Source organism: Achromobacter ruhlandii, assembly GCF_002082135.1.
GTDB lineage: Bacteria > Pseudomonadota > Gammaproteobacteria > Burkholderiales > Burkholderiaceae_B > Achromobacter > Achromobacter ruhlandii.
Genome location: NZ_CP017433.1, coordinates 2687037 through 2710632 on the forward strand (window position 1 = coordinate 2687037; position 23596 = coordinate 2710632).

Annotated in this window: 23 protein-coding genes and 1 pseudogene; 9 read left to right on the plus strand and 15 right to left on the minus strand. The window is 71.6% G+C overall.

What is annotated here, in order from left to right:
• The 6 genes from AruCF_RS29885 to AruCF_RS12100 all read right to left on the minus strand — a co-directional run.
• Positions 1-231, minus strand: a 231-nt coding sequence (locus AruCF_RS29885; protein WP_254431196.1) for a DUF2894 domain-containing protein, incomplete at its 3' end; no start/stop codon positions are given.
• Positions 221-877, minus strand: coding sequence for an OmpA family protein (locus tag AruCF_RS12080; protein ID WP_063568873.1), 657 nt, complete (start codon positions 875-877; stop codon positions 221-223). The genes AruCF_RS12080 and AruCF_RS29885, both read right to left, overlap by 11 nt.
• The gene (locus tag AruCF_RS12085) at positions 874-4173 is read right to left on the minus strand and encodes a DUF802 domain-containing protein (RefSeq protein ID WP_083036744.1); all 3300 of its coding nucleotides are present in this window, start codon (positions 4171-4173) and stop codon (positions 874-876) included. Before AruCF_RS12085 ends, AruCF_RS12080 begins: the two co-directional genes overlap by 4 nt.
• A 10-nt stretch (positions 4174-4183) precedes the next feature.
• Entirely contained in the window at positions 4184-5074 is an 891-nt protein-coding gene (locus AruCF_RS12090) for a DUF3348 domain-containing protein (protein ID WP_083036745.1), read from the minus strand.
• Between the two features lie 282 nt (positions 5075-5356).
• The gene (locus AruCF_RS12095) at positions 5357-5998 is read right to left on the minus strand and encodes a Vgb family protein (RefSeq protein ID WP_059270966.1); all 642 of its coding nucleotides are present in this window, start codon (positions 5996-5998) and stop codon (positions 5357-5359) included.
• Positions 5999-6033: 35 nt separating this feature from the next.
• Positions 6034-7251 carry a hypothetical protein gene (locus AruCF_RS12100; protein ID WP_063568870.1) on the minus strand — a complete coding sequence of 406 codons (1218 nt, stop codon included), beginning with the start codon at positions 7249-7251 and terminating at the stop codon, positions 6034-6036.
• A gap of 183 nt (positions 7252-7434) precedes the next feature.
• Between AruCF_RS12100 and AruCF_RS12105 the strand changes: the two genes are divergently transcribed.
• Complete coding sequence (locus AruCF_RS12105; protein ID WP_367644014.1) at positions 7435-8679, plus strand: SMI1/KNR4 family protein; 1245 nt, start codon at positions 7435-7437, stop codon at positions 8677-8679.
• On the opposite strand, the gene AruCF_RS12110 is transcribed toward AruCF_RS12105, so the two are convergent.
• Positions 8676-10106: a CoA transferase gene (locus AruCF_RS12110; protein WP_083036747.1), complete on the minus strand. Its 1431-nt coding sequence runs from the start codon at positions 10104-10106 to the stop codon at positions 8676-8678. The two genes, AruCF_RS12105 and AruCF_RS12110, sit on opposite strands and share 4 nt — an antisense overlap.
• A 109-nt stretch (positions 10107-10215) precedes the next feature.
• Here AruCF_RS12110 and AruCF_RS12115 point away from each other — a divergent pair, with 109 nt between their 5' ends.
• On the plus strand, positions 10216-11427 hold the full coding sequence (locus AruCF_RS12115) for a citrate synthase family protein (protein ID WP_083036748.1): 1212 nt from the start codon (positions 10216-10218) through the stop codon (positions 11425-11427).
• 31 nt (positions 11428-11458) lie between these two features.
• Here AruCF_RS12115 and AruCF_RS12120 read toward each other — a convergent pair whose 3' ends face one another.
• The 3 genes from AruCF_RS12120 to AruCF_RS12130 all read right to left on the minus strand — a co-directional run bounded on the left by AruCF_RS12120 (position 11459) and on the right by AruCF_RS12130 (position 13391).
• A complete protein-coding gene (locus tag AruCF_RS12120; RefSeq protein ID WP_063568866.1) occupies positions 11459-11938 on the minus strand; it encodes a DUF6882 domain-containing protein in 480 nt (159 codons plus the stop codon).
• A gap of 137 nt (positions 11939-12075) precedes the next feature.
• Positions 12076-12570, minus strand: coding sequence for a GNAT family N-acetyltransferase (locus tag AruCF_RS12125; protein ID WP_063568865.1), 495 nt, complete (start codon positions 12568-12570; stop codon positions 12076-12078).
• Positions 12571-12581: 11 nt separating this feature from the next.
• Positions 12582-13391, minus strand: a complete 810-nt coding sequence (locus tag AruCF_RS12130) for a nucleotidyltransferase domain-containing protein (RefSeq protein WP_063568864.1) — start codon at positions 13389-13391, stop codon at positions 12582-12584.
• A 136-nt stretch (positions 13392-13527) separates the two neighbouring features.
• Here AruCF_RS12130 and AruCF_RS12135 point away from each other — a divergent pair, with 136 nt between their 5' ends.
• Both AruCF_RS12135 and AruCF_RS12140 read left to right on the plus strand, forming a co-directional pair.
• Entirely contained in the window at positions 13528-14070 is a 543-nt protein-coding gene (locus tag AruCF_RS12135; protein WP_063568863.1) for a MarR family winged helix-turn-helix transcriptional regulator, read from the plus strand.
• On the plus strand, positions 14067-14828 hold the full coding sequence (locus AruCF_RS12140) for a DNA alkylation repair protein (protein WP_054416590.1): 762 nt from the start codon (positions 14067-14069) through the stop codon (positions 14826-14828). The genes AruCF_RS12135 and AruCF_RS12140 overlap by 4 nt, the downstream gene beginning before the upstream one ends.
• A gap of 54 nt (positions 14829-14882) precedes the next feature.
• On the opposite strand, the gene gstA is transcribed toward AruCF_RS12140, so the two are convergent.
• Positions 14883-15488 (minus strand): glutathione transferase GstA, encoded by a 606-nt coding sequence (gene gstA / locus AruCF_RS12145; RefSeq protein WP_063568862.1) that lies wholly within the window; start codon positions 15486-15488, stop codon positions 14883-14885.
• A 98-nt stretch (positions 15489-15586) separates the two neighbouring features.
• On the opposite strand from gstA, the gene AruCF_RS12150 reads away from it, so the two are divergent.
• The 3 genes from AruCF_RS12150 (at position 15587) to AruCF_RS12160 (ending at position 17873) form a co-directional block, all read left to right on the plus strand.
• On the plus strand, positions 15587-16462 hold the full coding sequence (locus AruCF_RS12150; RefSeq protein WP_054416588.1) for a LysR family transcriptional regulator: 876 nt from the start codon (positions 15587-15589) through the stop codon (positions 16460-16462).
• Between the two features lie 80 nt (positions 16463-16542).
• Positions 16543-16971, plus strand: a complete 429-nt coding sequence (locus tag AruCF_RS12155; protein ID WP_063568861.1) for a GNAT family N-acetyltransferase — start codon at positions 16543-16545, stop codon at positions 16969-16971.
• A gap of 95 nt (positions 16972-17066) precedes the next feature.
• The gene (locus AruCF_RS12160) at positions 17067-17873 is read left to right on the plus strand and encodes a DUF169 domain-containing protein (RefSeq protein ID WP_054416586.1); all 807 of its coding nucleotides are present in this window, start codon (positions 17067-17069) and stop codon (positions 17871-17873) included.
• A gap of 142 nt (positions 17874-18015) precedes the next feature.
• Here AruCF_RS12160 and AruCF_RS12165 read toward each other — a convergent pair whose 3' ends face one another.
• On the minus strand, positions 18016-18918 hold the full coding sequence (locus tag AruCF_RS12165) for a LysR family transcriptional regulator (RefSeq protein ID WP_063568860.1): 903 nt from the start codon (positions 18916-18918) through the stop codon (positions 18016-18018).
• A gap of 107 nt (positions 18919-19025) precedes the next feature.
• On the opposite strand from AruCF_RS12165, the gene AruCF_RS12170 reads away from it, so the two are divergent.
• On the plus strand, positions 19026-20234 hold the full coding sequence (locus AruCF_RS12170) for an MFS transporter (protein WP_063568859.1): 1209 nt from the start codon (positions 19026-19028) through the stop codon (positions 20232-20234).
• An 84-nt stretch (positions 20235-20318) separates the two neighbouring features.
• Positions 20319-20987: an HAD family hydrolase gene (locus AruCF_RS12175; RefSeq protein WP_054416583.1), complete on the plus strand. Its 669-nt coding sequence runs from the start codon at positions 20319-20321 to the stop codon at positions 20985-20987.
• A 68-nt stretch (positions 20988-21055) separates the two neighbouring features.
• On the opposite strand, the gene AruCF_RS29480 is transcribed toward AruCF_RS12175, so the two are convergent.
• The 3 genes and pseudogenes from AruCF_RS29480 to AruCF_RS12185 all read right to left on the minus strand — a co-directional run bounded on the left by AruCF_RS29480 (position 21056) and on the right by AruCF_RS12185 (position 23587).
• The gene (locus AruCF_RS29480; protein WP_059270944.1) at positions 21056-21439 is read right to left on the minus strand and encodes a c-type cytochrome; all 384 of its coding nucleotides are present in this window, start codon (positions 21437-21439) and stop codon (positions 21056-21058) included.
• Positions 21440-21622: 183 nt separating this feature from the next.
• Positions 21623-22567, minus strand: a pseudogene (locus tag AruCF_RS12180) (DMT family transporter); the annotation flags it as partial.
• Between the two features lie 129 nt (positions 22568-22696).
• Entirely contained in the window at positions 22697-23587 is an 891-nt protein-coding gene (locus AruCF_RS12185) for an AraC family transcriptional regulator (RefSeq protein WP_275255922.1), read from the minus strand.
• Positions 23588-23596: the final 9 nt, after the last annotated feature.

The window sequence follows — 23596 nt, forward strand, 5'->3', positions numbered from 1 at the left end:
CGCCGCATACGCCCGCAGCAACTGCGCCAGCCGCTCGTCCAGCCGGGCGCGGGCCGCGCCGGCGTGGGCGGCCGCGCGCCGGGCCAGCGCCTCGATGAAATGGAAACCGACCGGATCGAGCCGGTCGTCGCCGCGCTCGCGCCAGGCCTGCAAGGTGGCGAGCGTGGCGTCGGCGGGCGCGATATCCGCGCCGGCCGTCACCGCCGGGCCCAGGCCGCCGTCACTGGCCACGCGCTGGCTCCGCACTGTTGGACGGCTTGGGAATGGGGGTGATCTCGACCCGGCGGTTCTTCGCGCGGCCGTCTTCATCGGCGTTCGAGGCCACCGGCTGCTCGGCGCCGAAGGCGGCGGCGAACACCAGCGACGACGGCACGCCTTCGTCGATCAGGGCGCGGGTCACCGTCAGCGCGCGCTGCGCCGACAGGTCCCAGTTGTCGGCAAAGCGCCGGTTGCCCTCGCGCACCTGCTGGTCATCGGTGAAGCCGCTGACCATCAGGATCTCGTCATTGGCCTTCAGGTAGGCCGACAGCGGCTCGATCAGGCTTTTCAGCACCTCGCGGCCTTCCGGCTGCAACTGGTCGGAATTGAGCGCGAACAGCACGCTGCCGCTGATGCCGATGCGGCCGTTGATGAGCGTCACGCGGCCGGCCGCCAGCGGCACGGCCAGGGCCTGCTCCAGCGTCTGGCGGCGCTGGGTCTCTTCCTGGCGCTGCTTGACTTCGCGTTCCAGCTGGGTCGACAGCTCCAGCTGCACGGCCACCACGCTCACCAGGATCAGCACGAAGGCGCCCAGCAGCACCGACATCAGGTCGCCAAAGACGGCCCAGGTCGGCACCGCGGGTTCCACGCCGCCGTCGATGTCCTCGCCCGCGCTCATGCCGCCTGCGCTCCGGCGGTGGCGGCGCGCTGGCTGGCCAGTTCGCGCAGGTTCTCGACGATCTGCTTTTGCGACATGGTGCTCAGGTCGACCACTTCACGCGCCTGTGCCACGTAGTAGGCCAGTTGTTCATCGCCACGGGCGATGGACTTGTCCAGCGCCGCCTCGATGCGTTCCAGGTGCGCCACCAGCTTGTCGTTGGACTCGCCGAACAGGCGCACCGCGGCGCCGAAGGCTTCGCCCAGGCTGGCCACTTCGGCCGCGCCGCTGGTCACCTGCGCGGCCACGTCGTCCAGGCGGGCGGTTTCGGATTCGACCTGCTCGGTGAACTGCGCGCCGACCCGGTCCAGCAGGTCGGTCGACGACGACACCAGCGCGTCCACCGCGCTGCGCTGTTCGCTGGAGGCGTGGTTGACGGCATCCAGCAGCGTCGCCAGCGTGTCCAGCAGGCGGTTGCGTTCTTCCAGCATGGCGTTGTCGTAGGCCAGGCTGTCCGACAGTTTCTGGCGCAGTTCGCCGATGACTTCGGCGGCCGCGCGCGGCGCTTCGGAGGCGGCCTGCACCAGTTGGCCGATCTCGGCGATGGTGCCGCTGGCGTGGGCCTCGGTCTGGGTGGCGATGTCCTGCGCGGTCTGGGCCAGGGTGGCGCAGATTTCCTGCTGCAGGGCGGCGCTGCGGGCGCCGGCCTGTTCCCATTCCTGGCGCAGCGCTTCGGCCATGCGGCCCAGCTCGCCGGTCCAGGCGGCCAGGCGTTCCTGGTCGCGCGCGGCCAGCTCGGCCTGCAGGCCGGCCTGCGATTGGCCCAGGGTCTGCAGCAGCGATGCCGAATGCTGTTCGAAGGCGGACGCCGCCGTGGTCAGGGCCTGCTGGTTGTCGCTGGCCAGTTTCTCGTTGGCCAGCTCCTGGCGTACCTGCGCCTCGGTCCAGGCCTGCGTCACGCCGCCGGCCGCCGTTTCCAGGCGGGCCGACAGGTTTTCCAGCAGCGCGGCCTGCGCCTGGGTCTGGGTGGTCAGGTCCTGCGCGGTGCGCGCCAGCAGTTGTTCCAGTTCCTGGTGGCGGGCGGCGGTCTGCTCGCCGGCCTGGCGCCATTCGCGGCCCAGGTCGGCGGCCATGGCGCCGAGCGAGGCGTGCCAGGCGGCCAGGCGCGCTTCGTCGCGCGAGGCCAGGGCGGCCTGCAGCTCGGCATGCGACTGGTCCAGCGTGCGCAGCAGCGACGCGGAATGTTGTTCGAACGCGGCGGCGGCGGTGGCCAGGGCCTGTTGCGTGTCGCCGGCCAGCTTCTCGCTGGTCAGCTCCTGGCGCACCTGCGCCTCGGTCCAGGCCTGGGTCACGCCGGTGGCGGCCGTTTCGATGCGGGCGGCGACCGTGTCCAGCAGCGCGGCCTGCGCGTCGGCGCGGGAGGCCAGGTCCTGGGCGGTGCGCGCCAGCGTCTGGCTGACTTCCTGCTGGCGGGCGGCGGCTTGCGCGCCGGCCTGTTCCCATTCGCGGCCGAGCTTGTCGGTCAGGGCGCCGAGCGTGCTGGCCCACGTGGCCAGGCGCTGCTCGTCGCGCGAGGTCAGGGCGGCCTGCAGCTCGGCATGCGACTGGTCCAGCGTGCGCAGCAGCGTCGCGGCGTGTTGTTCGAAGGTGGCGGCGGCGGCGGCCAGGGCTTCGCGGTTGTCGCCCGCCAGTTTGTCGCTGACCTGCGACTGGCGCTCCAGCGCCTCGTGCCATTGCGCCGAGACGTTGCCGGCGGCGCTTTCCAGGCGCGCCGACACGTTCTCCAGCAGGCCGGCCTGGGTCTGCGCGTGCTCGGTCAGTTCCTGGGCGCTGCGCGCCAGGGCCTGGTTGATTTCGAGCTGGCGCTCGGCGGCCTGGGCGCCGGCCTGCTGCCATTCCTGGCGCAGGGTGGCGGACAACGCGCCCAGGGTTTCGGTCCACGCCGCCAGGCGTTGCTGGTCGCGCGAGGCCAGTTCGGATTGCAGGGCGGTGTGCGACTGGTTCAGCGTGCGCAGCAGCGACGCCGAGTGCTGCTCGAAGCTGGCGGCGGCGGCTGTCAGCGCCTGCAGATTGTCGCCGGCCAGTTTCTCGCTGGCGCGCTCCTGGCGGCTCAGCGCCACGTTCCAGGCTTCGGACATGCTGCCCGAGGACGCTTCCAGCCGTTCGGACACGCTGTCCAGCAGGGCGGCCGAGCGCTGCTCGAAGGTCTGCGCGAAGCGGTCCAGCGAATCGCGCAGGTCCTGCGCCAACGCTTCGCTGGCGCGCTGCTGGCCGGCCAGCGCCTGGTTCCAGATGCCGGCCACGTTGCTGGTGGCGGCCTGCAGGCCGGCGGTCATGCCGTCCAGCTGGCGCTGCACCGCCTGGGTCACGCTTTCGTGCAGCGAGGCGGTCTCGCGCGACAGGCCGGCCATGGTGGCCTCGACGGCGGGCTGCAGCGCCGCGCCGGCCGAGCGGGCGCTTTCGGCCACGCTTTCCTTCATCGATTGTTCCATCACGGCGGCCAGGCGCGCGTAGGCGGCCTCGGCCTTGCCCTGGAACGCATCCTGGCTGGCGAGCTGGCGCTCGTTCAGCGTGTGGTTCTGCTGCTCCAGGTTGCGCATCATGGCGTCCAGGCGGTCGACCAGCGCGGGCATGGCCTCGGCCTGCCGTTGCAGCACTTCGGCCTGGCGCTGCAGCAGCTTGAAGCTCTCTTCGCGCTGGTGCGCCTGGCTGTACAGGCGCAGCGTGGTGGCCGCCTTGGCGTCCAGCAGTTGCGCCGCCTGGATGCGGTCGCGCCGGCACAGCGCGGCCAGCAGGCCCAGCATGGCGGAGGTGGCCACGCCCGCGATCGAGGTGCCGAAGGCGAAGCCCAGGCCCTTGACCGGCGCGGCCAGCGAGGCGCGGATGGCGGCCAGGTCGGTGGCGCTTTCCAGGGCGGTGCCGGTGCCGCGCAGCGTCACCACCATGCCCAGGAAGGTGCCCAGCATGCCCAGCAGCACCAGCAGGCCGACCAGGTAGGGCGCCAATGCCGGGCCGGGCAGGCCCACGCGTTCGCCTTCGATGCGCAGCCGCACGGCGTTGCGCAGGCCGGCCGGCAATTGGTCGAGCCAACCGCCCAGGCTGGCGGGCGCTTCCGACAGGTTGCCGACCGCGCGTCTGAGCGACGCGGTGGCCTGTTGGTAGCGCAGCAATTCAAGCGCGCCCGCCACGTAGCAGGCGCAGATCAGCAGCGTGACGGCCAGCGCCAGGGGATTGGTGCCCGCGTAGCCCGCGCCGATCCAGCCGGCCACGGCCAGGCCGCTGAGGAAAACAACGATATTGATCAGATACTTGGACATAGTGTCCCGGTTAGCTGGCGCGAAGGGTGGCAAGCAGCCCTTCCACCGGTTGTAAACGAACATCCAATTCGGCCAGCAGCACGCTGCGCATATCCTTGCGGAACGTCTCCAGCCACGCGCCCGGCGTGGGCGCGGATAAAGCGGGTTGCGGCGCCGCGCAGGCCGCCGCCTGCGCAGGCGCGGCGGCGGCGGGAGCGTCGTCCGTTGCGCTGCCCCCCGGCGCGGCCGGCGCGGGGGCATCGGCCGCCGGCTCGTCCGCGGTTCCGGCCGGGACCTCGCTCTCGGCTTGCGCTTGCGCCGCCGCTTCCAGCGCGGCCTGTTCGGCCAGCCGCAGCCGGTCGAAATGCCCCTGCAGCAGCTTCGGAATCGCGCCCAGCAGCGTCCGCTCGCGCGGCAGCAGGGCGCGGTCCATGATGGCGTCCACCACCGCCAGACGCGTCATCTCCGGCGTTTTGGCCGCGAGCATGCCGCGCAGGCGGCTGCGCAGGTTGCCGATGCTGGTTTCCATCGTGTGCTGCAACGACAGATAACGCTGACGAAAATTCGAGTAATCGGCGTCGTCGGCCTGCAGCGCCGCCACCTTGGCGGACACCTGTCCCGGCATCTGCCGCTTGGCGGCCGTGGCCGCGGTGTCGCTGGCGATGGCATCGGCCAGCGTGGTGCGGACGCGCTCGCACTCGCGCTCCTCGGCGCTGCTGAACTGGCGCGCGCCCGGCGCGATCGCCGGCGGGCGGTTGTTCAGGGCGGCGGACAGGGCAATCGCGTCGGTCCAGCCGAGCCACTGGCTCAGATGATCCGACAACGGCTGCCGGGATTCCGGCGCGTCGACTTCCGTCAGGCGAGTCAGCAAGCGAATGAGCGTCGGGCCGCTTAAACCTGTGCGCTGTGGGGCTTGCAACATACCACCAGAGTCAAAAAGGGGGGAGTTTACACGCTGGCGGGGGCTCGCTGGGTCGGAAAAGGGCCGCCGCGCCAATGCCTGCAACAATTTGTCAGGACGGCGCGGCGCCAGGGGGCGCGGGAAACTCGCGGCGCGGGCGCCTCGGCTCCGGCGGCGGACGACCCGCGCCGCAAACAGGAACGCCCTCCGCGCTGGCCGGCGGGGTATCGCGGGGCAGCGCGGATCGGGGAGGATCAGGGTGGGTCGGGGGAAGCGGGGCGGATCGGGGCGGATCGGGGCGGATCAGGCGCTGGCGCGTGGCCGGCGCACCGCGCGCACCCGGCCGCTGCTGGCGCCGCCGCAATAGAGCACGTCGCCGCCGTCCGATTCCAGGCCGGACACGTACGCGCCGGGCGGCATCGCCAGTCGTTCCAGCACCTCGCCACTGGCGGGGTCCACCCGCCGCAGCTCGCTGGCGTCGTCCTCCCAGGTGCCGTGCCACAGATTGCCATCGACCCAGGTGACGCCGGTCACGTAGCGGTCGGACGCGATGGTGCGCAGGACGGCGCCGGTGGCGGGATCGACCTGGTGGATCTTGCGGTCCTTGTAGCGCGCGATCCATAGCATGCCTTCGGCCCAGGTCATGCCGGAATTGCCGCCGCCTTCGGGCGCCGGCACGGTGGCCAGCACGCGGCCCGATGCCGGGTCGATTTTCTGGATGATGCTGTCGGCCAACTGGTAGAGGTGCTTGCCGTCGAAGGCGGTGCCGGCGCGGGCGATGACGTCGATGGTACGAACCACGTCGCCGCTGGCCGGATCCAGCGCGTGCAGCTTGTCGCCGACCGCGATCCAGATGCGGCTGCCGTCGTACGAAACGCCGTGCACGTCCGTGACGCCGGGGAAGGGGCCGTATTCACGGAGGATTTCCGCGGGTTTGGTTTTCATGACGCTGTCCTTGTTAGGGGGATGACACGTCCATGCTAGGCATTCGGCAGCGGGACCGGGAGTAACAATGTCGTCGCGAAACCGGGCAGGGGCGGCGTGAGCCAGCGCCGCGCCCGGCCCTGGCCGAGCGAATGCGCCTGGCCGGAGGCCGCCAGCGCCTCCAGGGCGCGCTGCACCTGGCGCTGACTGGCGCCGGTGGCCAGCGCCAGCGCCGAACTGGACCAGGCTTGGCCGTCGGCCAGCAGCGCCAGCACGGCGGCGTGGCGGTCCCGCACCGGCGGCGTCAACACGGCAACGGCGCGCGCGGCCGGCATCAATGCAAAGCCTTGCCGCGTTGCCCGGATTTCTGCCCAGGGCGCCAGGGCCGCCCGCAACCGGCCGATTTCCACCCGCAGCCGCGCGCGGTGCGAGTCATCCGGATGGCGGGTGCGGAACGCCTGCGCGATCAAGGCGTCGCGCGGCGCGTCATCCGGCCACGCCTGGCCCAGCGCCTGCGCCAGGGTGAAGAGCACGGGCCGGCTGGCCAGGGCCAGGGTGCGGCCCGCGCCATGCACGGCATAACGGCATGCGTCGATCACCAGCGTGTCGGACGCAAGCAGCGCTTGCACCTGCTCCAGGCGCAGCACCTGCGTGTCGCCGGCGCGGAGCAGGTGCGCGGCCGGCGCTTCCAGCGCGAGCGACGCCTGGCGCACCTCGGCCTGCAGCGCCGGGATGCCGGCCGCTTGCGCGGCGCGCGCGGCCAGGTCCAGCGCGGCGCGTGCCGCCGTGGCTTGGAGGCGCCGCAGCGCAATGCCGGCCAGGGCCAGCTCGTGCACCGCTCGCAAGGCCGGCGGAAAAGGGGCGGGATTCAGTTCCGACAGCACCTGCTCGGCCTGCTCCAGCCGTCCCATCAGGATCAGGCGGCGGCCGGCCATATAGCCGGCATATGCCGCGTTGCGCCGATCGCCATGATGCTCGAGCGTGGCGCGGGCCGTATCGAGCGCTGTCTGTGGCCAGCCCAGGTCGCGCGCGGCCAGCGCGATCTCGGCCTCGGCCACCACGCAGCGGGCCCGCGCCACCGGGTCCCGGGCGCCGAACGCGCGGGCGGCGCGCCGCACCAGCGGCCGGGCGCGTTCGAAGTCGCCCAGCTGCGCCAGCGCGATGCCGCGCAGTGCCAGCGCCGGCGCATCGTCGCGCAGTGCCACCCGGCTCAACGCGCCCAGCGGATCGCCGCTGGCCAGCGCCCGCGCCGCGGCCATGATCAGCCCGTCCATGACGCTCCCGCCATCGCTGCCGTTTCCCGTTGCCACGTCCATTCGTGGATGCCGCCAATCTACCACCGCGCCGCGGGCGCGGGGAGTTCGTCGGCGATGCGGCAAGGCGCCTGCGTCTGCCGTGGCGTCGTCGCCATCCCCCACGGGTAGAATCCGAACCGCCATCTCCCAGGAAACCTGAACATGAGCGAGCATCATTTTTCCGCCGACGACATCCAGTCGCTGCGCCAACACGGCATTGCCCTGTTCGCCGATCGCGTCCTGATCGCGGTCCAGCCGCCCCTGGACGAGGCGCGCATCGACGAGATCGAAGCGGCCTGTGCCGGCCCCTTGCCCGATGCGCTGCGCGACTTGTGGCGCCTGACCGCCGGCGGCGAACTGGCCTACGACCTGCATGCGCGCATGGACGGCAACGAAGAGGCCCTCAGCTGGTCCGAGCTGTTCTATGACGGCAGTGACCAATACCGCGACCTGGCGGGCTGGATCGAGCACGAGCAGGAATGCGCCGAAGAGGCCGCCGCGGAACACGGCGAGGCCTGGGACGGCAAGCTGCGCTATCTGCCGATCGGCGGCTTCGAATACTGCGACCGCATCTATGTGTGCGTGGAGCCCGGCCCGCGGGCCGGCAGCATCGTGGCCTGGAAGCAGGGGCTGCCGGGCTGGACGCATGCGTTGCAGCAGGACGCCATCGCGACCGTCGCGGCGGACCTGCGCGCGGCCTTTGCCGCGCTCTACCTGGAGCAGGATATCGACGACCCCGACAGCACCGGCATACGGGTGCTGGAATACCTGGACGAGCGCGTGGCCGATCACGGCATGCCGCAGGCCCTGGCGGACAAGCTGGCGGCGTTCTATCGGCGCGCGCTGGTGGACTGGCGCGCGCCGTTGGCGGCCGGCACGCTGGGCCAGTCGCCCACGCTGGCCAGGCTGGCCTTGCGGCATGCGTTGGCGCATGACGACGGCGCGCTGGTGGCGCAATTGGCGGCGCAGGGCGTGGGCTTTGACCAGCCGTTGCGCGGCAGCGCGCTGGCGCTGGACGTGGTGCTGACGCAGCACGCCTACGCGGCGGCGCGGGCGCTGTTGCGGGCCGGCACGCCGGTCAGCGCGGAGGCGATCCATCGATTCGATCGCGAACCGCCCGCCGACCTGGTGGCGCAGTTGCTGGCGCGCGGGGCGCGGGCCGACGGCCTGGGCGTGGCGCGCTGTGTGGCCTGCGGGTCGCCCGAGGCCGCGCGCGTGATCGCCGCCGCCGCCGGCGAGGGATCGCGGCGGCGTATGCCGAGGCGCGCGACGCGATGGCGGCCCGCTACGAGGAAGACCTGCGCCGCGTGCGAGCGGGCAAGCTGGGCCATTACCTGGGCGCGGACGGCCTGGCCGAACGGGTCGCCAACTTGCGCGCGTTTGTGCTTTGAGGCGGCCGAGGGCTAACGCGAGCCATCGCGCCAGGCCGCCTCGGAGGATCCCAAGGCGCTTGCCGGGTAATCCCAAGATTGCGGCGTGTCCGCGATTCGCAGCGGCGGCTTGACGCGCCGGACCGGGCCCCACGCGGTTGCCTCGATTTGTTCGGACCAGTCGGCTGCGCTTTCCGGCGCCAATGCCGGCCCGCCTTCCAGCAAGCCGCCATGCGCGACCAGTAGTTGCGCGCTGCGGGCCAGCGACGCGCGCGTGGTGCTGCCCGCGCCGGTGGCCAGCCGTTCGGTCAAGCCCCGGATCGCCGCCGCCGCCATCAGATAGCCAGTGCCGTGGTCCAGCGCCTGGCACGGCAACGGCACCGGGCGGTCGCCACCCTTGGCGCGCATGCCGGCCTCGGCGATGCCGGTGCTCATCTGCACCAGGCTGTCGAAGCCGCGGCGGCCCCGCCACGCACCGCTCCAGCCATAGGCGTCCAGCGATACGTCGACCAGCGTCGGGTTGAGCTGGCGGCGGCGCTCGGCGTCCAGGCCCAGGCGGGCGAGGGCGTCTGCGCGATAGCCGTGGATCAGCACGTCGGCCTGGGACAGCAGGCGTTGCAGCGTGGCCAACCCCTCGGCGGACTTGAGGTCCAGGCGCGCGCAACGCTTGCCCAGCACGACCTCGGGCACCGTGCCGGGCTCTTCCCAGCCGGGCGGGTCGATGCGCAATACGTCCGCGCCAAAGCCGGCAAGGAAGCGCGTGGCCACGGGGCCGGCCAGGATGCGGGTCAGGTCCAGCACGCGCAGGCCCTGCAACGGGCGCTGGCGCGAAATGCGCCAGGCAGGGCGGGCGCCGCCGCCGCTGGCGGCGCGGTGCAGCAGGGGTTCGGCGGCAACGCTTTGGCCTTGCGGATGCTGGCGCCAGGCGTCCAGGCCGCGCATGGCGGCGGCGCAACCGTTGTGTTCGACCACCGCCGCTTCCAGTTCGTCGGCGCGCCAGCGCGCCACGGCGCGGGCGACGGCGTCGCGGTCGGCGGCCACGCCCAGGACCGCCAGGGCGGCGTCGCGATGATGGGGCGCGTTGGTGTGCAGCCGGATCCAGCCGTCCGCCGCGCGGTAGTCGCCGGCGACGGCGTCCCACAGCGGCGGCATGCTCCAGCCGATGGGGCGCAGGCTGGTGCCGAACCAGACAGAGGCCAGGCGTTGGTCGACTTCGACCGCCGGCACGGCGGGCGCACCGGCCGCGCCTGCGCCGGCCGCAACGAATTCCGCCATGGCCAGGCCGGCGGCGCCGATCGCGGCGGTGGCGAATTCCGTGACGGCGAAGGCCGAGGGCAAGGCGCCCTGGCCGGTGATGGCGACCTGGCTCAGCAGGGCGGGATCGCCGCCCGCCGCGAGCCAGAACTGGCGCAGGTAGTCGGCGGTGGCGGGCGAGGGGGGGAGGGGGCGATGGATGGTGGACATGTTGCTTCCGGGACGTTGAGCGATGACGCCAGGATTCATCTTGCCGCATTAATTGTCAATATTGATTAATATAATCAACCCATTGCCTTCGTTCCCCGTCTCGCAACCCATGCCCAATTACCTGACCTCCGCCGCCGCGGCCACCCGCCTGGGGGTGTCGCGCCAGACCCTGTACGCCTACGTCAGCCGGGGATTGCTGCACGCCGAGGCCGGCGCCACGCCGCGCGAAAGCCGCTACCTGGCCGAGGACGTCGAACGGCTGGCGGCGCAGCGCACCCGTGGCCGCAAGCCGAAAGAGGTGGCCAAGGCGACGCTGAACTGGGGCCTGCCGGTGCTGGAATCGGCCATCACCCTGATCGAGGATGGCCAGTTGTTCTATCGCGGTGAAAACGCCGTGGCGCTGGCGCAATCGTCCTCGGTGGAAGCGGTGGCCGCGCATCTGTGGCAATGTGACCAGGCGATGGCGTTCGGCGCGGCCGCGCCGCGGTTGCCCGAGGATCTGGCGGCGCTGTTCGCGCGCCATCGCGGCCAGCGCGCCGAGGCCGCGCTGTTGCCGCTGTTCACGGCGGCCAGCGATGACGATGCGACCGCGTTGTGGCAGCGCTCGCCCGAGCGCCAGGCGCAGGGCTGCGGCGCGCTGGTGCGCACGCTGGCGGCCTGCCTGCTGCAGACCGCGCCGGACGACGCGCCGATCCACGCGCAGTGCGCCCGCGCCTGGGGCGTGGACGCGGCGGGCGCGGATCTTATCCGCATGGCGCTGGTGCTGTGCGCCGACCACGAACTGAACGCCTCCAGTTTTACCGCGCGCTGCATCGCGTCCACGGGCGCCAGCCTGCGCGCCGGTATTGTCGGCGGGCTGGCGGCGTTGACGGGCGGCCGCCACGGCGCCACCACCGCGCGCGTCGAGGCGATGTGGGAGGAACTGGAACGTGGCGACGGCGGCGCGGACGCCGGCCAGCGGCTGGCGCGGGGCTTGCGCGAGCGGCTGGCGCGGGGCGAAGACATGCCGGGTTTTGGCCACCACCTTTACCCCGCGGGCGATCCGCGCGCCAGCGCCTTGCTGGCGCGGATACTGCCGCGGCGCCCCGAGTGGGAGACATTGATCGAGCAGGCGTTCGAGCTATCGGGGCAGCGGCCCTCGGTCGACTTCTCGCTGGTGGCGGTGCGGCGCCATCTGGGCCTGCCGCCGGGCGCGGCCTTCGGCCTGTTCGCGCTGGGACGCTCGATCGGCTGGCTGGCGCATGGCCTGGAGCAGCGCGGCAGCCCCGATGTGATCCGGCCGCGCGCGGCTTATACCGGGATTCATCCGGACGCGGCCTGACGGCGGCGCGGTGGCGCGCGCCGCCGGCGCGTCAGGCCTTGGACAAGGTCACCTGGCCGAACGTCATCCAGACGTGGGCGGTCTCCGAGGCCCGCGCGCGGTACGAGCCGCTGGCCTCGCCCAGCCGCATGGCCACGGCGGTGAATTCCCAGGCCAGGGCGTCATCGCATGGCACGTTGCGGTGGGTGTATGCCTCCAGGCCGTGGGCCTTGCCGAAGGCCAGCGCCAGTTGGGCGTGTTCGGCCAGTTCGGCGGGCACCGACGGGTGATCCCAGCCCCACAGGAAGCTGCTGTCCTCGCTATTGGAGGTGCCGACGATCTGCACCGGCGCTTGCGCGGTGATGCCGCCGGGCAGCTGGAACACGATCAGGCCGCTGTCCATGTCCAAGGACCATTGCTCGGCTTCGTCCAGGTGCCAGGTGGCGCAGTGCGCCGAGGTGGCGGCCCGCATGCCTTCCAGGCTCTGGGCGATGTAGTTGGAAACGTCGAAGGGCTGGGTGGTGTCGGACATGAGGGACTGTGCGGTTGATGGAAAGGCGATAGGGTACCCGCAAAGCGCTGGCCGGCGCATCGCTCATGCGCGACCGGACCGCCGCGATCGCGTGGCGCCATGCCAAAGCGAGTGAACGGCGGCGTTCAGGTCGGCGATCAGTGACCCGGACGCGCCAGCACGTAGACGCGAGTGTCGCGGCCATAATGCGTTTCAATGGCGCGGAAGGTGAAGCCCAGCTTGTCCAGCACGCGCTGTGAGCCCAGGTTGTCGGGCCAGGTGACGGCCACCAGTTCCGTGGCGTCCAGCGCGCGCCAGGCGTAATCGCACAGTTGGCGCGCGGCTTGCGTGGCATAGCCGCGACCCCACGCCGCCCGCAGCAGCCGGTAGGCCAGCTGCAATGCGCCCGTGTCCTCCAGCCGCGTCAGGCTGATCCAGCCCACCGCGACATCGTGGGGATCGACCACCGCCCAATGGCCGATGTCATCCGGCGGCATGCGCAACCATTCCAGCAGTTCCTGGCGGCGCGCCTGCGTGGCGGGTTTGACGCCGGTGCTGTGGCGCATGACCTCGGGGTCGGATTCCAGCGCCAGGATCATGGGTACGTCGTCCGTGCGCAGGCGGCGCAGGGTGATGGTCGGGGTGGGCGGCATTGCGGCGGCGCTCAATACGTCAGCGGCGCGCCGGTCACGACTTCGTACAGGAACCGGTCCAACCGCTCGGTCTGGCCGTCCGGCCGGTCGAAGAAGGGCGCCTTTTCCAGGGTCGGCAACGTGGTTTCCAGATAGGCGTGGATCAGCGGGAAGCGCGGGCCGTGCTCGGCCTCGCCGGCCTGCATTTTGATGGCCAGCAGCGCGTTGATCTCGTCGCGCAGCGCGGGGTCGGTGACCATGGCATCGGCCAGGTCGGCAAAACGCATCGGCGGGATGCCGCGGCCGCTGTCGATCCATTGCGCGGCCAGCACCGGACGCAGCACGTACAGGTATTTCTTGAGCCGCACCGTGTCGCCCTGCAGCGATTCGCGGAAGTTGCGACCGGCCATGGCCACGTAATGCCAGCGGCCCTTGGTGTGCGAGAAATACGCGCTGCGGAAGTGCCGCAGCCAGGCGCTGGTGGCGTCGTCCTGGCGATACAGCACGGGCGAATCCAGCCATTCGAACAGGGTGGGGTTGGAGCCGCGCAGCAGTTGCAGCGCCTTGCGCAGTTCCCAGCCGGACACGTCCAGCTCGTCGTCGATGGGCAGCTCGATCACGTCGCGCTGGGGCGCCACGCGCAGGTACCAGTCCAGCTTGTGCACGTACAGGAAGCGCACGTCATAGTCGCTGTCTGGCGAGGCGAAGCCCCACCCCCGACTGCCGGATTCGCAGGCGAGCAGGACGCGGACATCGTGGCGCTGTTCGATGTGTTCCAGGGTCGCCATGACGCGCTCGCGGATGGCCGGGTCGATGGGGTGGGCGTGCAGGATCGAAGTCATGCTTCGGATGCTAGCACTTCGCCAGGCGGGCGCCGCGCGGGGGCGATCGATCGGCGGGATGTCGCCATGTCCCGCCGGGTTGTCTCATATGATTAGGGGCCTTATCATATGCTGCCGTATCAAATGCCGAAACCCCATGCCACCCGCCATTTCCCTTATTTCCGCCATGCTGGAACCCAAGCACCACGCGCTGCTGGACGAGGCCGCCCGCCGCGGGCTGCAATCCGCGGACGGCATGCGGTTGTGTTTGCAGGTGCTGGCCCTGGCCAGCGCCATCGACCGCGATTGCGCCGCGCGCCTGGCGCCGCGGCAGTTATCGGAAGGCAAGTTCGTGCTGCTGTTCCTGCTGCACGGTCAGGCGGGCGGCCTGTCGCCGCACGAACTCGCGGCGCGCGCGGGCGTGACGCGCGCCACCGTCACCGGCCTGCTCGATGGACTGGAGCGCGACGGCTTCGTTTCGCGCCAGCCGGGGCAGGACGACCGGCGCCGGATCGCGGTGGTCCTGACGCCCAAGGGCAGGACGGCGGCGGCCAGGCTGTTCAAGGAGCACACGCAGTGGATCGGCTCGTTGTTCGACCCGCTTTCGCCCACCGAGCGGCGCCAGCTCGGCGAACTGCTGGCGAAGGTATGGCGCGGCACCGACAGCGGGCGCGCGGCGTTGGCGAAGGATGCGCCATGAGCGCCGCCCGTCGAGGCGTCAAGGACATCGGCGCCGACCGCCTGGCGCGGCTGAACGCGGGCGCGCCGGCCACGCACCTGACCGAGTGCCTGGCGGTGGACTTTGCCCGGTTGATGCAGGCGCTGGCGCCCGAGGTGGGCGCCGATGGCATCGCCGCCATGCGGGCCGCGGCGGCGCTCGGCATCTCCAGGCGCATGGCGGTGGCGGCGCGCATCCTGCATGAACGCCTGGGCCCGGCCGGCTGCGCGCGGATGGCGGCGCAGGCGTCCGACACCGCGCGAGGCTGGGCCTGCTTCATGATCGGGGCGGCGCCGGATGTGCCGCTGGCGCAGCGCCTGGCGCGCATCCGGCCGTTGGCCGACGACGCGCACTTCGGCGTGCGCGAATGGGCCTGGCTGGCGCTGCGGCCGGCGTTGACGGCCGAGCTGGACGCGGCCATCACGCAACTGCAACCCTGGACGGCGCTGCCGTCCGAGCGCCTGCGCCGCTTTGCCAGCGAGGCGCTGCGGCCACGCGGCGTCTGGTGCGCGCACATCGCCGCGCTCAAGGCGGATCCGGGGCGGGCGCTGCCGCTGCTGGAGCCGCTGCGCGCCGATCCGGCGGTCTATGTGCAGGATTCGGTGGCGAACTGGTTGAACGACGCCAGCAAGGACCAGCCCGACTGGGTCCGGCGGGTGTGCGCGCGCTGGCTGACGCACAGCCCGGTCGCGGCGACGCAGCGCATCTGCCAGCGGGCGCTGCGCACCATCGGGGCGTAGCGCGCCGCAGGCCAGGCGGCTAGTGAGGGCGATGGCGCGCCGTTCCCTTGCCGCTCAACCCCGCGCTTCCGCGGCCAGCGCGGCTCGCACGGCAGGGCGGGTTTCGACGCGGCGTTGGAACTCCATCAAGACAGGCCAGCGCGTCAGGTCCACGTCGAGTTGCGGCGCCCAGCGCAGCACCGAGTACAGATAGATGTCGGCCACGCCGTAACGATCCTGTACCAGGGCCTGCCGCTCGCGCAGGGCGGCGGCGACGTAATCCAGTCGCTTTTCCAGCCGCGCCTGCCACCACGCGCGTGCCGCCTCGGGCAGACCGCGATTGAACAGCGGACCGAAGCCGCCATGGATTTCCGCCGAGATGAAGTTCAGCCATTCGTGCAACTGGCTGCGGGCCCAGCTGCCGGCGGGCGGGACCAGGCCAGCCTCGGGCCGCAGGTCGGCCAGGTATTGGACGATGGCGGGGCCTTCGGTCAGGACCCGGCCGTCGTCCAGTTGCAGCGCGGCGACGTAGCCCTTGGGGTTGATGGACAGGAAGTCGCCGCCGTCGGCGGTGCGCTTGCTGCGGTTGTCGACTCGCGCAAGGTCGAAAGACAGGCCGAGTTCGCGCAGCACGATGTGGGGGGACAGCGAGCAGGTGCCGGGGGCGTAGTAGAGCTTCATGCAAGGCATTCCAGGAAGGGGGAAGCGTCAGGATGCCTATTGCCGAAGTATCCGTAAAATTACTGCTTCATAAACATGAAATAAGTTGAACTGATGCCATGATGAACCTGATGCATTGGCGGCTGCTGCTGGCAGTGGTGGACGCCGGCAACATCACGCACGCCGCGAAACAGGTGGGCATGACGCAGTCGGGCGCCAGCCAGGCCATTGCCCAGTTGGAAGAGCACCTGGGCGCGCCGCTGTTCACCCGCGAGCGGCGCCAGAGCGTGCCCACCGCGCTGGGCTTGCGGGTGGCGCAGGAGGCGCGCGTCATGCTGGCCGCGCTGGGCCGCATCCGCGCGCTGGCGCAGGAGGCGTCCGGCGCGCCCGGCGGGGTGTTGCGGCTGGCCAGTTTCCCGATGGTGTTCTCGACCATCCTGCCGCCGGTGTTGCGGCGCTTTCGCCAATTGCATCCGGCCATCGAGGTGGTGCCGCTGGAAGCCAGCGACAGCGAGATCGAGAACCTGCTGGCGGCGGATACCGTGGACGTGGGCGTGGTGTTGAATCCTCCCCCCGGCCGGGCCACCTGTCCGCTCGGCGAGGACGATTGGGTGGCGGTGCTGCCGGCGGCGCATCCGCTGGCGCGCGGCGCGTCGGTGACGTTGGCGCAACTGGTGGCGCAGCCCTTCGTGCTGGCCACCGGCGGTTGCAGCGTGCATGCCGGCAGCGTGGCGGCGGACGCCGGGCTGGCGCTGGCCGATGTGCGCGCCACGGTGATGGAATGGGCCAGCGCATTTGCGCTGGTGCGCGAGAACGTTGGCGTGGCGCTGGTGCCGGAACTGACGCTGCCGGAGAACCGCCGGGGCCTGCGCGTCTTGCCGCTGGCCGCGCCGGTGCGGCGGCGCTTTGCCCTGGCCGCGGCGCCGGGCGCGGCCGGCTCGCCGGCGGTGCAGGCGTTGTTCGGGATGTTGCGGCAGGATGACAACCGCGTCTGATGCCCCGGCGCGCGGGGCCGGGCGCGGTCATCGCGGCGACATCGTGCCAGCCTAGCATCCACGCTTTTGCGCGAGGCGCCATGATCATCCGCAATGCACAGGCCGGCGACGCCGCCGATATCGCTGACCTGCTGGCCCAACTGGGTTATCCCGGCACCGAGGGCTTCGTGCCCGGGAAGATCGAACGCCTGCTGGGGCACCGCGATGCCGAGCTGCTGGTGGCCGAGGACGGCGGCCGGCTGCTGGGCTTCATCGGCCTGCACTTCATGGCGCAACTGGCGCTGCCCGGGGATTTCTGCCGCATCACCTATTTCTGTGTCAGCGACGCGGCGCGCGGCAGCGGGGTGGGCCGGGCGCTGGAAGAGGCGGCCGAGGCGCTGGCGCGGGCGCGCGGCTGTGACCGCATCGAGGTGCACTGCCACCAGCGCCGCACTGACGCGCACCGCTTCTATTACCGCCAGGGCTATGTGGAATCGCCGAAGTACCTGATGAAGTCCTGCCGCCCCTGAGCGCGGGCGGCGCGGTTGCGGCCGCACAGGGTTGGCGCGCGCGCGCCGCGCTCGTGTAGTCTTGCCCGTTCCAACGACAAGTCCAAAGGACGGGCATGGAAGAGACAACCCAAGTGACCACGCAGGATGCGCCGCGCGACTGGGCGGCGCTGGTCGATGACCTGAACCGCCTGCTGCGGCTCAAGACCACGGTCATCGGCATGAAGCTGTACGAGGACGAGGCGGCGCTGGCCGGCGTGAAGGGGCTGCGCCGGCCCAAGGCCACCCATACCACCGACCAGGTCGTCGGCATGGCGGCGCGGCTGGGCTGGACCGTTGGCATCACCGGCGACGACCTGGTCGGCGCGCAGTGCCGCGCGGTGATCGGCCTGGGGCCGCAGGACGAGGCCTGGCGCAGCGGCAAGGAGTACGTCGGCGTGTGGCACGCCACCGAGGCCGACGCCCGCGCCCGCCAGGAGGCCCTGTCCTGCGTGCCGGCGGGCAGGTACCGGGCGATGGTGGTGTCGCCGCTGGCCTCGGGCCGGCTCGATCCGCCCGACATCTGCCTGATCTATGCGACGCCCGGGCAGATGATCATCCTGATCAATGGCCTGCAGTGGAAAAACTACCGGCGCTTCGACTGGAGCGTGGTGGGCGAGACCGCCTGTGCCGACTCCTGGGGGCGGGCGCTGGCCACCGGCGAGCCCAGCCTGTCCTTGCCCTGTTATGCCGAGCGCCGCTACGGCGGCGTGCCGGACGAGGAAATGCTGATGGCGCTGCCGCCGCGCTACCTGCCCATGGCGATCGAAGGGATGAAGGCGCTGTCGGCCAATGGCCTGCGTTATCCCATCCCGCCATACGGCATCCAGAACGACGTGCGCGCCGGCATGGGCGTGAGCTACGCGCAGCCGCCGCGCGCCTGAGGCGGGCGGGCCCGGATTCGCGCGCTTTCGATGGTCGGCGCCGAGGTGGGCGGGGCAGTCGCCGGCGCGCGCGTCGGTGCGCCGCCGGGCGCGGTAGGCGGGCGCGGTAGGCGGGCGTTTGTCGCCGATAAGGCGCGCCGGCTCAGTCCCCCGCCAGCGCCGCCGCCAGCGTGCGCGCCGCCGGGCCCAGCGGCTGGTCGATGCGATGCGCCAGGTAGACCTCCGTGGCCACCTGGCTGCCGCGCCCCAGGCTGCCGGTGGGCAGGCGCAGCAGCCGGCCTTCGGCCAGGTCGCGCGCCACCAGCCACAGCGGCAGGCGGCCCCAGCCAAGGCCTGCCAGGATCAGCGCATGCTTGGTGTCCTGGCCGCTGACGCGGCAGGTCTGCGGCGACAGCACCGCGAAGTCGCGGCCGGCGCTGAGCGTTGACGGGTCGATCTGCACCACCTGGAGGTGATCGGCCAGATCGGGCGCGCTCAGCGCCGCGCCGTCGGCCACGCGCGCGGCCAGGGGATGGCTGGCGCCGACCACCGCCACCATCTGCACCGACGACAGCGCCTGCATGGCGATGCGCGGATGGCGGAAATGTTCGCCGGCGATGATGCCCAACTGGTGGCTGCCATCGAGCAGCGCGGCGATCGGTCCGCCCAGCGGCAGCACCGCGACGCGCGTGGCGACCGACGGATAGGCCGCCCGCAGGCGGTTCAGCGCGGCGCCGACCTGGGCGATCGGATACAGGGTGTCCACCGCCAGCGACAGTTCCAGCTCGACCCCTTCGCCCAATCCCTGGGCGCGGGCCCGCATGGCGTCGACCCGCAACAGGATGTCGCGCGCATTGGCCAGCAGCGCCTGGCCTTCCGGCGTCATGACAGGGCGGTGGCCGCCCCGGTCGAACAGCTTCACGCCCAGCTGCGTTTCCATGTTGGCGATGGCATGGCTGACGGCCGACTGCACCCGCGCCAGCTGGCGAGCGGCGGCGCGGAAACTGCCGGTGTCGGCCACGGCCGCGAACACGCGTAGCTGGTCCAGGGTGAGGGCGTCTATCATCGTGCGTCCTGATCTATTTTCAAGATCGGTTCCATCAAAAGATTATCACTTATCAGAATCGGTTCCGGCCGGCATGCTGGCGGCATTGCAAGCGAGGAGAGGCACGGATGGACAAGATGGAGGGCGCGGCGCGGGCCGGCCAGCCGGCGGCGACCCGTTGGGCAGCGGTGCTGGCGATCGTGGGCGCCGGCGTGGTGGCGTCGTTGCAGGTCGGCAAGGTGATCATCGCGGCGCCCTTGCTGCGGCGCGACCTGGGTCTGGATCTGGCGTCGATCGGCACGCTGACGGCGGTGTTCTCGATCCTGGGCGTGCTGGGCGGCATCGCGGCGGGCGGCGTGATCGCGCGTTTCGGCGCGCGCCGCATGCTGCTGTCGGGCCTGGCGACGGTCGCGGCAGGCACGGCGGCGGGCGCGCTGGCGCCAGGTTATGGCGCGCTGCTGGCCTCGCGCGTGATCGAGGGCCTGGGTTTCCTGCTGATCACGGTGGCCGGTCCGGCGGCCTTGCAGCGCCTGGTGCTGCCCGCCAGCCGCGACCTTGCCTTCGCGCTGTGGAGCTGCTACATGCCGGCGGGCATGGCGATCGCGATGCTGGCCTCGCAGGCCTTCGGCGACTGGCACGCCTACTGGTGGTGCGCCGGCGCGGCCGCCGTGATCGCGCTGGCCTGCGTCGCCGCGCTGGCGCCGCCCACGCCCGCCGGCGCCGGCCTGTCCTGGCGCGGGCTGCGGCAGGACACCACCGATACGCTGGGCGCGGCCGGCCCGATGCTGCTGGCGGCTTCGTTCACGCTCTACAGCCTGATGTTCTTCGCGCTGTTCACCTTCCTGCCGGTGCTGCTGATGGACAAGCTCGGCCTGCCGCTGGCCACCGCCGGGCTGTACAGCGCGGCCGCCAGCGCCGCCAACATCATCGGCAACCTGGGCGCCGGCGTGCTGTTGTCGCGCGGCTGGCGGCGCTCGACCCTGATCGCCTGCGCCAGCGTGGCGATGGGCGGGGTGGCGCTGCTGATTTTCCGCTCGGTGTTCCCGGCGATGCCGACCTTCCTGCTGTGCGTGCTGTTCTCGGCCGTGGGCGGCCTGATCCCGGCGACGCTGCTGGGCACCGCGCCGCGGGTGGCGCCGCGGCCCGCGCTGACGGCGGCCACGGTCGGCCTGGTGATGATGGGCAGCAACCTGGGGCAGGTGATCGGGCCGGTGACGGTGGGCGGGGTGATTGATCGCTATGGCTGGGCGCAGGCCTCGCTGGTGGTGGCGGCGGCGGCGCTGGGCGGCGTGGCCATCGCCTGGCGCCTGCGGCGGCTGCACGGTACCCGCTTGTAAGGGCGGGATCCGGCCGCGGCGCGCCGATGCGGCGGCTGTCATGCGAACGGCCTATCATGGGGCATTGTTCCCGCTGGAGTCTCCATGCCTACGCCCGCCCCGCGCCTGGTCATCTTCGATTGCGATGGCGTCCTGATCGATAGCGAAATCATCGCGGCCCGCGCCCAGTCGCGCGCGCTGGCCGAACACGGCATCGCCATCACGCCGCAGGAAGCGGCGCGGCGATTCGCCGGCATTCCCGACGCCGATATGTGGCAGACCCTGCAGGACGAGAACGCGCGCGCCTTGCCGGCGGATTTTCCGCGCCAGTACGCCGACCGGCTGCAGGACACCTTCCGCCAGGAGCTGCGCGCCTTGCCCGGGGTGCGCGAGACCCTGGCCGCCCTGCGCCAGCGCGGCATGGCGTATTGCGTGGCCTCCAGCAGCACGCCGCCCAAGCTGGAGGCGGCGCTCAAGCTGGTCGGGCTGTGGGAGGAATTCGCGCCCAACGTATTCAGCACCGCGCAGGTGGCGCATGGCAAGCCGGCGCCGGACGTGTTCCTGTTCGCCGCGCGGCAGATGCGCACCGCGATCCTGGAGTGCGTGGTGGTCGAGGACAGCGTGCCCGGCGTGCGCGCCGCCCGCGCCGCGCGCATGCGCGCGGTGGGCTACATCGGCGCCTCGCACAACGGGCCGGACCAGCGCAAACGCCTGCTGGACGAAGGCGCGTTCGAGGTCATCGACGACCTGCGGCGGCTGTCGGAGATCATCTAGCCGCGGTCGTGCGCGCGCCGCCATGGCATTGCCACCGGCGCGCGTCGGCGAGGGCGGCGGATCGTGCGTCAGCGGCTCTTGGCTATCACGCCGGTCATGTATTCATTCAGGTCGCGGAAATCCTTGACCGTCCAGGCGTGCGGCGGCACCTTCACGCCGTTTTCGCGCAAGGTCCTGGGAATCAGGTCGCCGTTGGGACGCAGGATCACCGAGGACACGATGACGCCCGGATAGTCGATCAGCCGCTTCCTGAAGGCGGCGGTGGTCAGATCCGGGGTGGGCGGGTTGCTTTTCCTGGCCAGCGGCCCGCTTCCCTTGATGTCCGCGCCATGGCACATGGCGCAGCGTTGCTGGAACAGATTCCTGCCGTTGATGTTCTCGGCATGGGAAGGCGAAGTTTGAACCAGCGCGGAAAATGCCAGCGCGGCCAGGGCAACCGTTGTTGTTTTCATGAAGGCGTGTGGTATCGATCGGCGTCCCGGTCGGCCGGCCCGGCGGCGCCAGGCCATGGTCCCGATCCGGGTGATGGCATCCAGGTCCTGGATCGCGCAAAAAAAAGCGCCTCGCATTCTAGGGCCTGGCGGCCTTGTCCGCTTGCCGGCGCGCGCTTGAGCGCCGACGCCGTCTAAGCGGGCAAGCGGCTCGGGCTTGACCCGCACCGCGCTGAGCACGCCGATCATCAGCAGGGCGATGCCGGCCAGCGTCAACGGCTGCGGCATGCTGCCGCGCAGAATGAAGGCGTAGGCCAGCGCCGCCAGCGTCTCGAACACGATCAACTGCCCGGCCAGCGCGGTCGGCAGGCGCTGGCTGGCTTCGTTCCAGCACAGTGTGCCCAGCCACGAGGCGAACAGGCCGATGAGGATCATCAGGCCCAGGAACACCTGCGGGCGCGGCCCCAGCGGCATGTCGAAACCGCTGCCGGTGGCGGCCATGCCGCCCCACAGCAGGCCGTAGCCGGCCAGCGCCAGCGGCAGGGTGGCCACGCCCTGGGCGGTGGCCCAGGTGCGCGGACTGCGGCCCGGATGGTCGCGCAGCCAATCGGCGTTGCGCAGCGGATACCAGGTCCAGCACGCCACGGCGCCCAGCGCCAGCACGGCGCCGATGGCGTAGCGCGACAGGTCGGCGTCGGCCTCCTGGCGCAGCGCCTGCAATTCGACCTGGTTGACGCAAGCGATGCCCAGCGCGATCAGCGCCAGCGAGGGCGCCAGCCGCTTCCAGGGCAGGCGGCCGTCGCGGCGCGCGTTGCGCAGGTTGGCGCAGATGGCGATCACCACCGGCAGCGTGCCGATGATCATGGTGGGCACCGGGCCGCCGGCGCGCTGGATGGCGCTGGCCAGGCACAGGTAGTACAGCAGGTTGCCGATGGCGGCCAGCTTCAGGGCCTCGATCCAGTCGGCGCGGCTGAGCTGGCGCAGCCCCTTGCGGTCGAGCCAGGCCAGCGGGATGGCGATCAGGCCGAAAGCCAGATAGCGCGCCACCGATTGCAGGGCGGCGGGGTATTCCGGCAGCAGCAGCGGGCCGACGAACACCAGCCCCCACATCAGTCCGGCCGCCAGCGCGTACAAGGTTCCTGCCCACATGAAGATTCCCAACGGGTATTTGATAGACGGGGCAGTCTAGCGGCGGCTGGGGCGGCCGGTCTTGTACCAGATTGCTGCGGGCCGCCAGCCCAGGCGCGGCAGCCGATTCGCGGCCCGGCGCCGGGCGGCTCAGGCGCGCACCTGCCTCTGGTAGCGGGCGGGCGTGACGCCGTAGCGGCGGGTGAAGGCGCGGGTCAGGTGGGCCTGGTCGGTCAGGCCGGCGGCCAGCGCGGCCTGGGCGGGCGGCTCGCCGGCGGCCAGCAGGCGCTTGGCCTCGAACAGGCGCAGCGCCATCAGCGTCTGCTGCGGCGTGGCGTGGTACTGGGCCTGGAAGCTGCGCAGGAAGTGGAACGGACTGAGGCCGGCCACGGCGGCCAGCTCCTCCAGCGTCAGGCGGCGCGCCAGATTGGCGCGCAGATAGTCGATGACCGGCGCGAAGCGCGGCGCGCCTTCGGGCCGCGGCGGCGCCGGCACGCGCGCATGGCGCCGGAACTCGGCCAGCAACGCGTGCAGCGCGCTGTCGAACGCCAGCGGTTCGCGCGCGCCCCACAGGGCGTCGAGCAGGGCGGTGACGCGCTGTGCGCTGGCGGCGTCGTGGCCCACCGCGCAATCGAACCACCAGCCGGCCTCGCCGGCCACTTCGGCGACCACGTCCGGGTCGATATAGGCCATGCGATAGCGCCAGCCGCCCGCGGTCTCGGCGCGGCCGGTGTGCAGTTCGTCCGGGTTCATCAGCACCACCGAGCCGGGCGGCGCCAGATGTTCGGCGCCGCGGTAGCGGAAGCGCTCCACGCCGGTTTCGATGGCGCCCAGGCCATAGGCCTCGTGGGTGTGCGGCTCGAAGGCGTGGCGAATGATGTGGGCGCGGTACAGCTCGATGCCGGGGCGGTGCGCCGGGCGGCGGAATTCGGCGCGGTCGTTGGGATGGTCGAAGGCCTGCGGCACCCCCGCGAGCGGCGGCTCGGGGCGCGCGTCGGAAGCGGCGGGCAGGCCGCCGGCGGAGGGCAGGAGGGAGGCCATGACGGGATT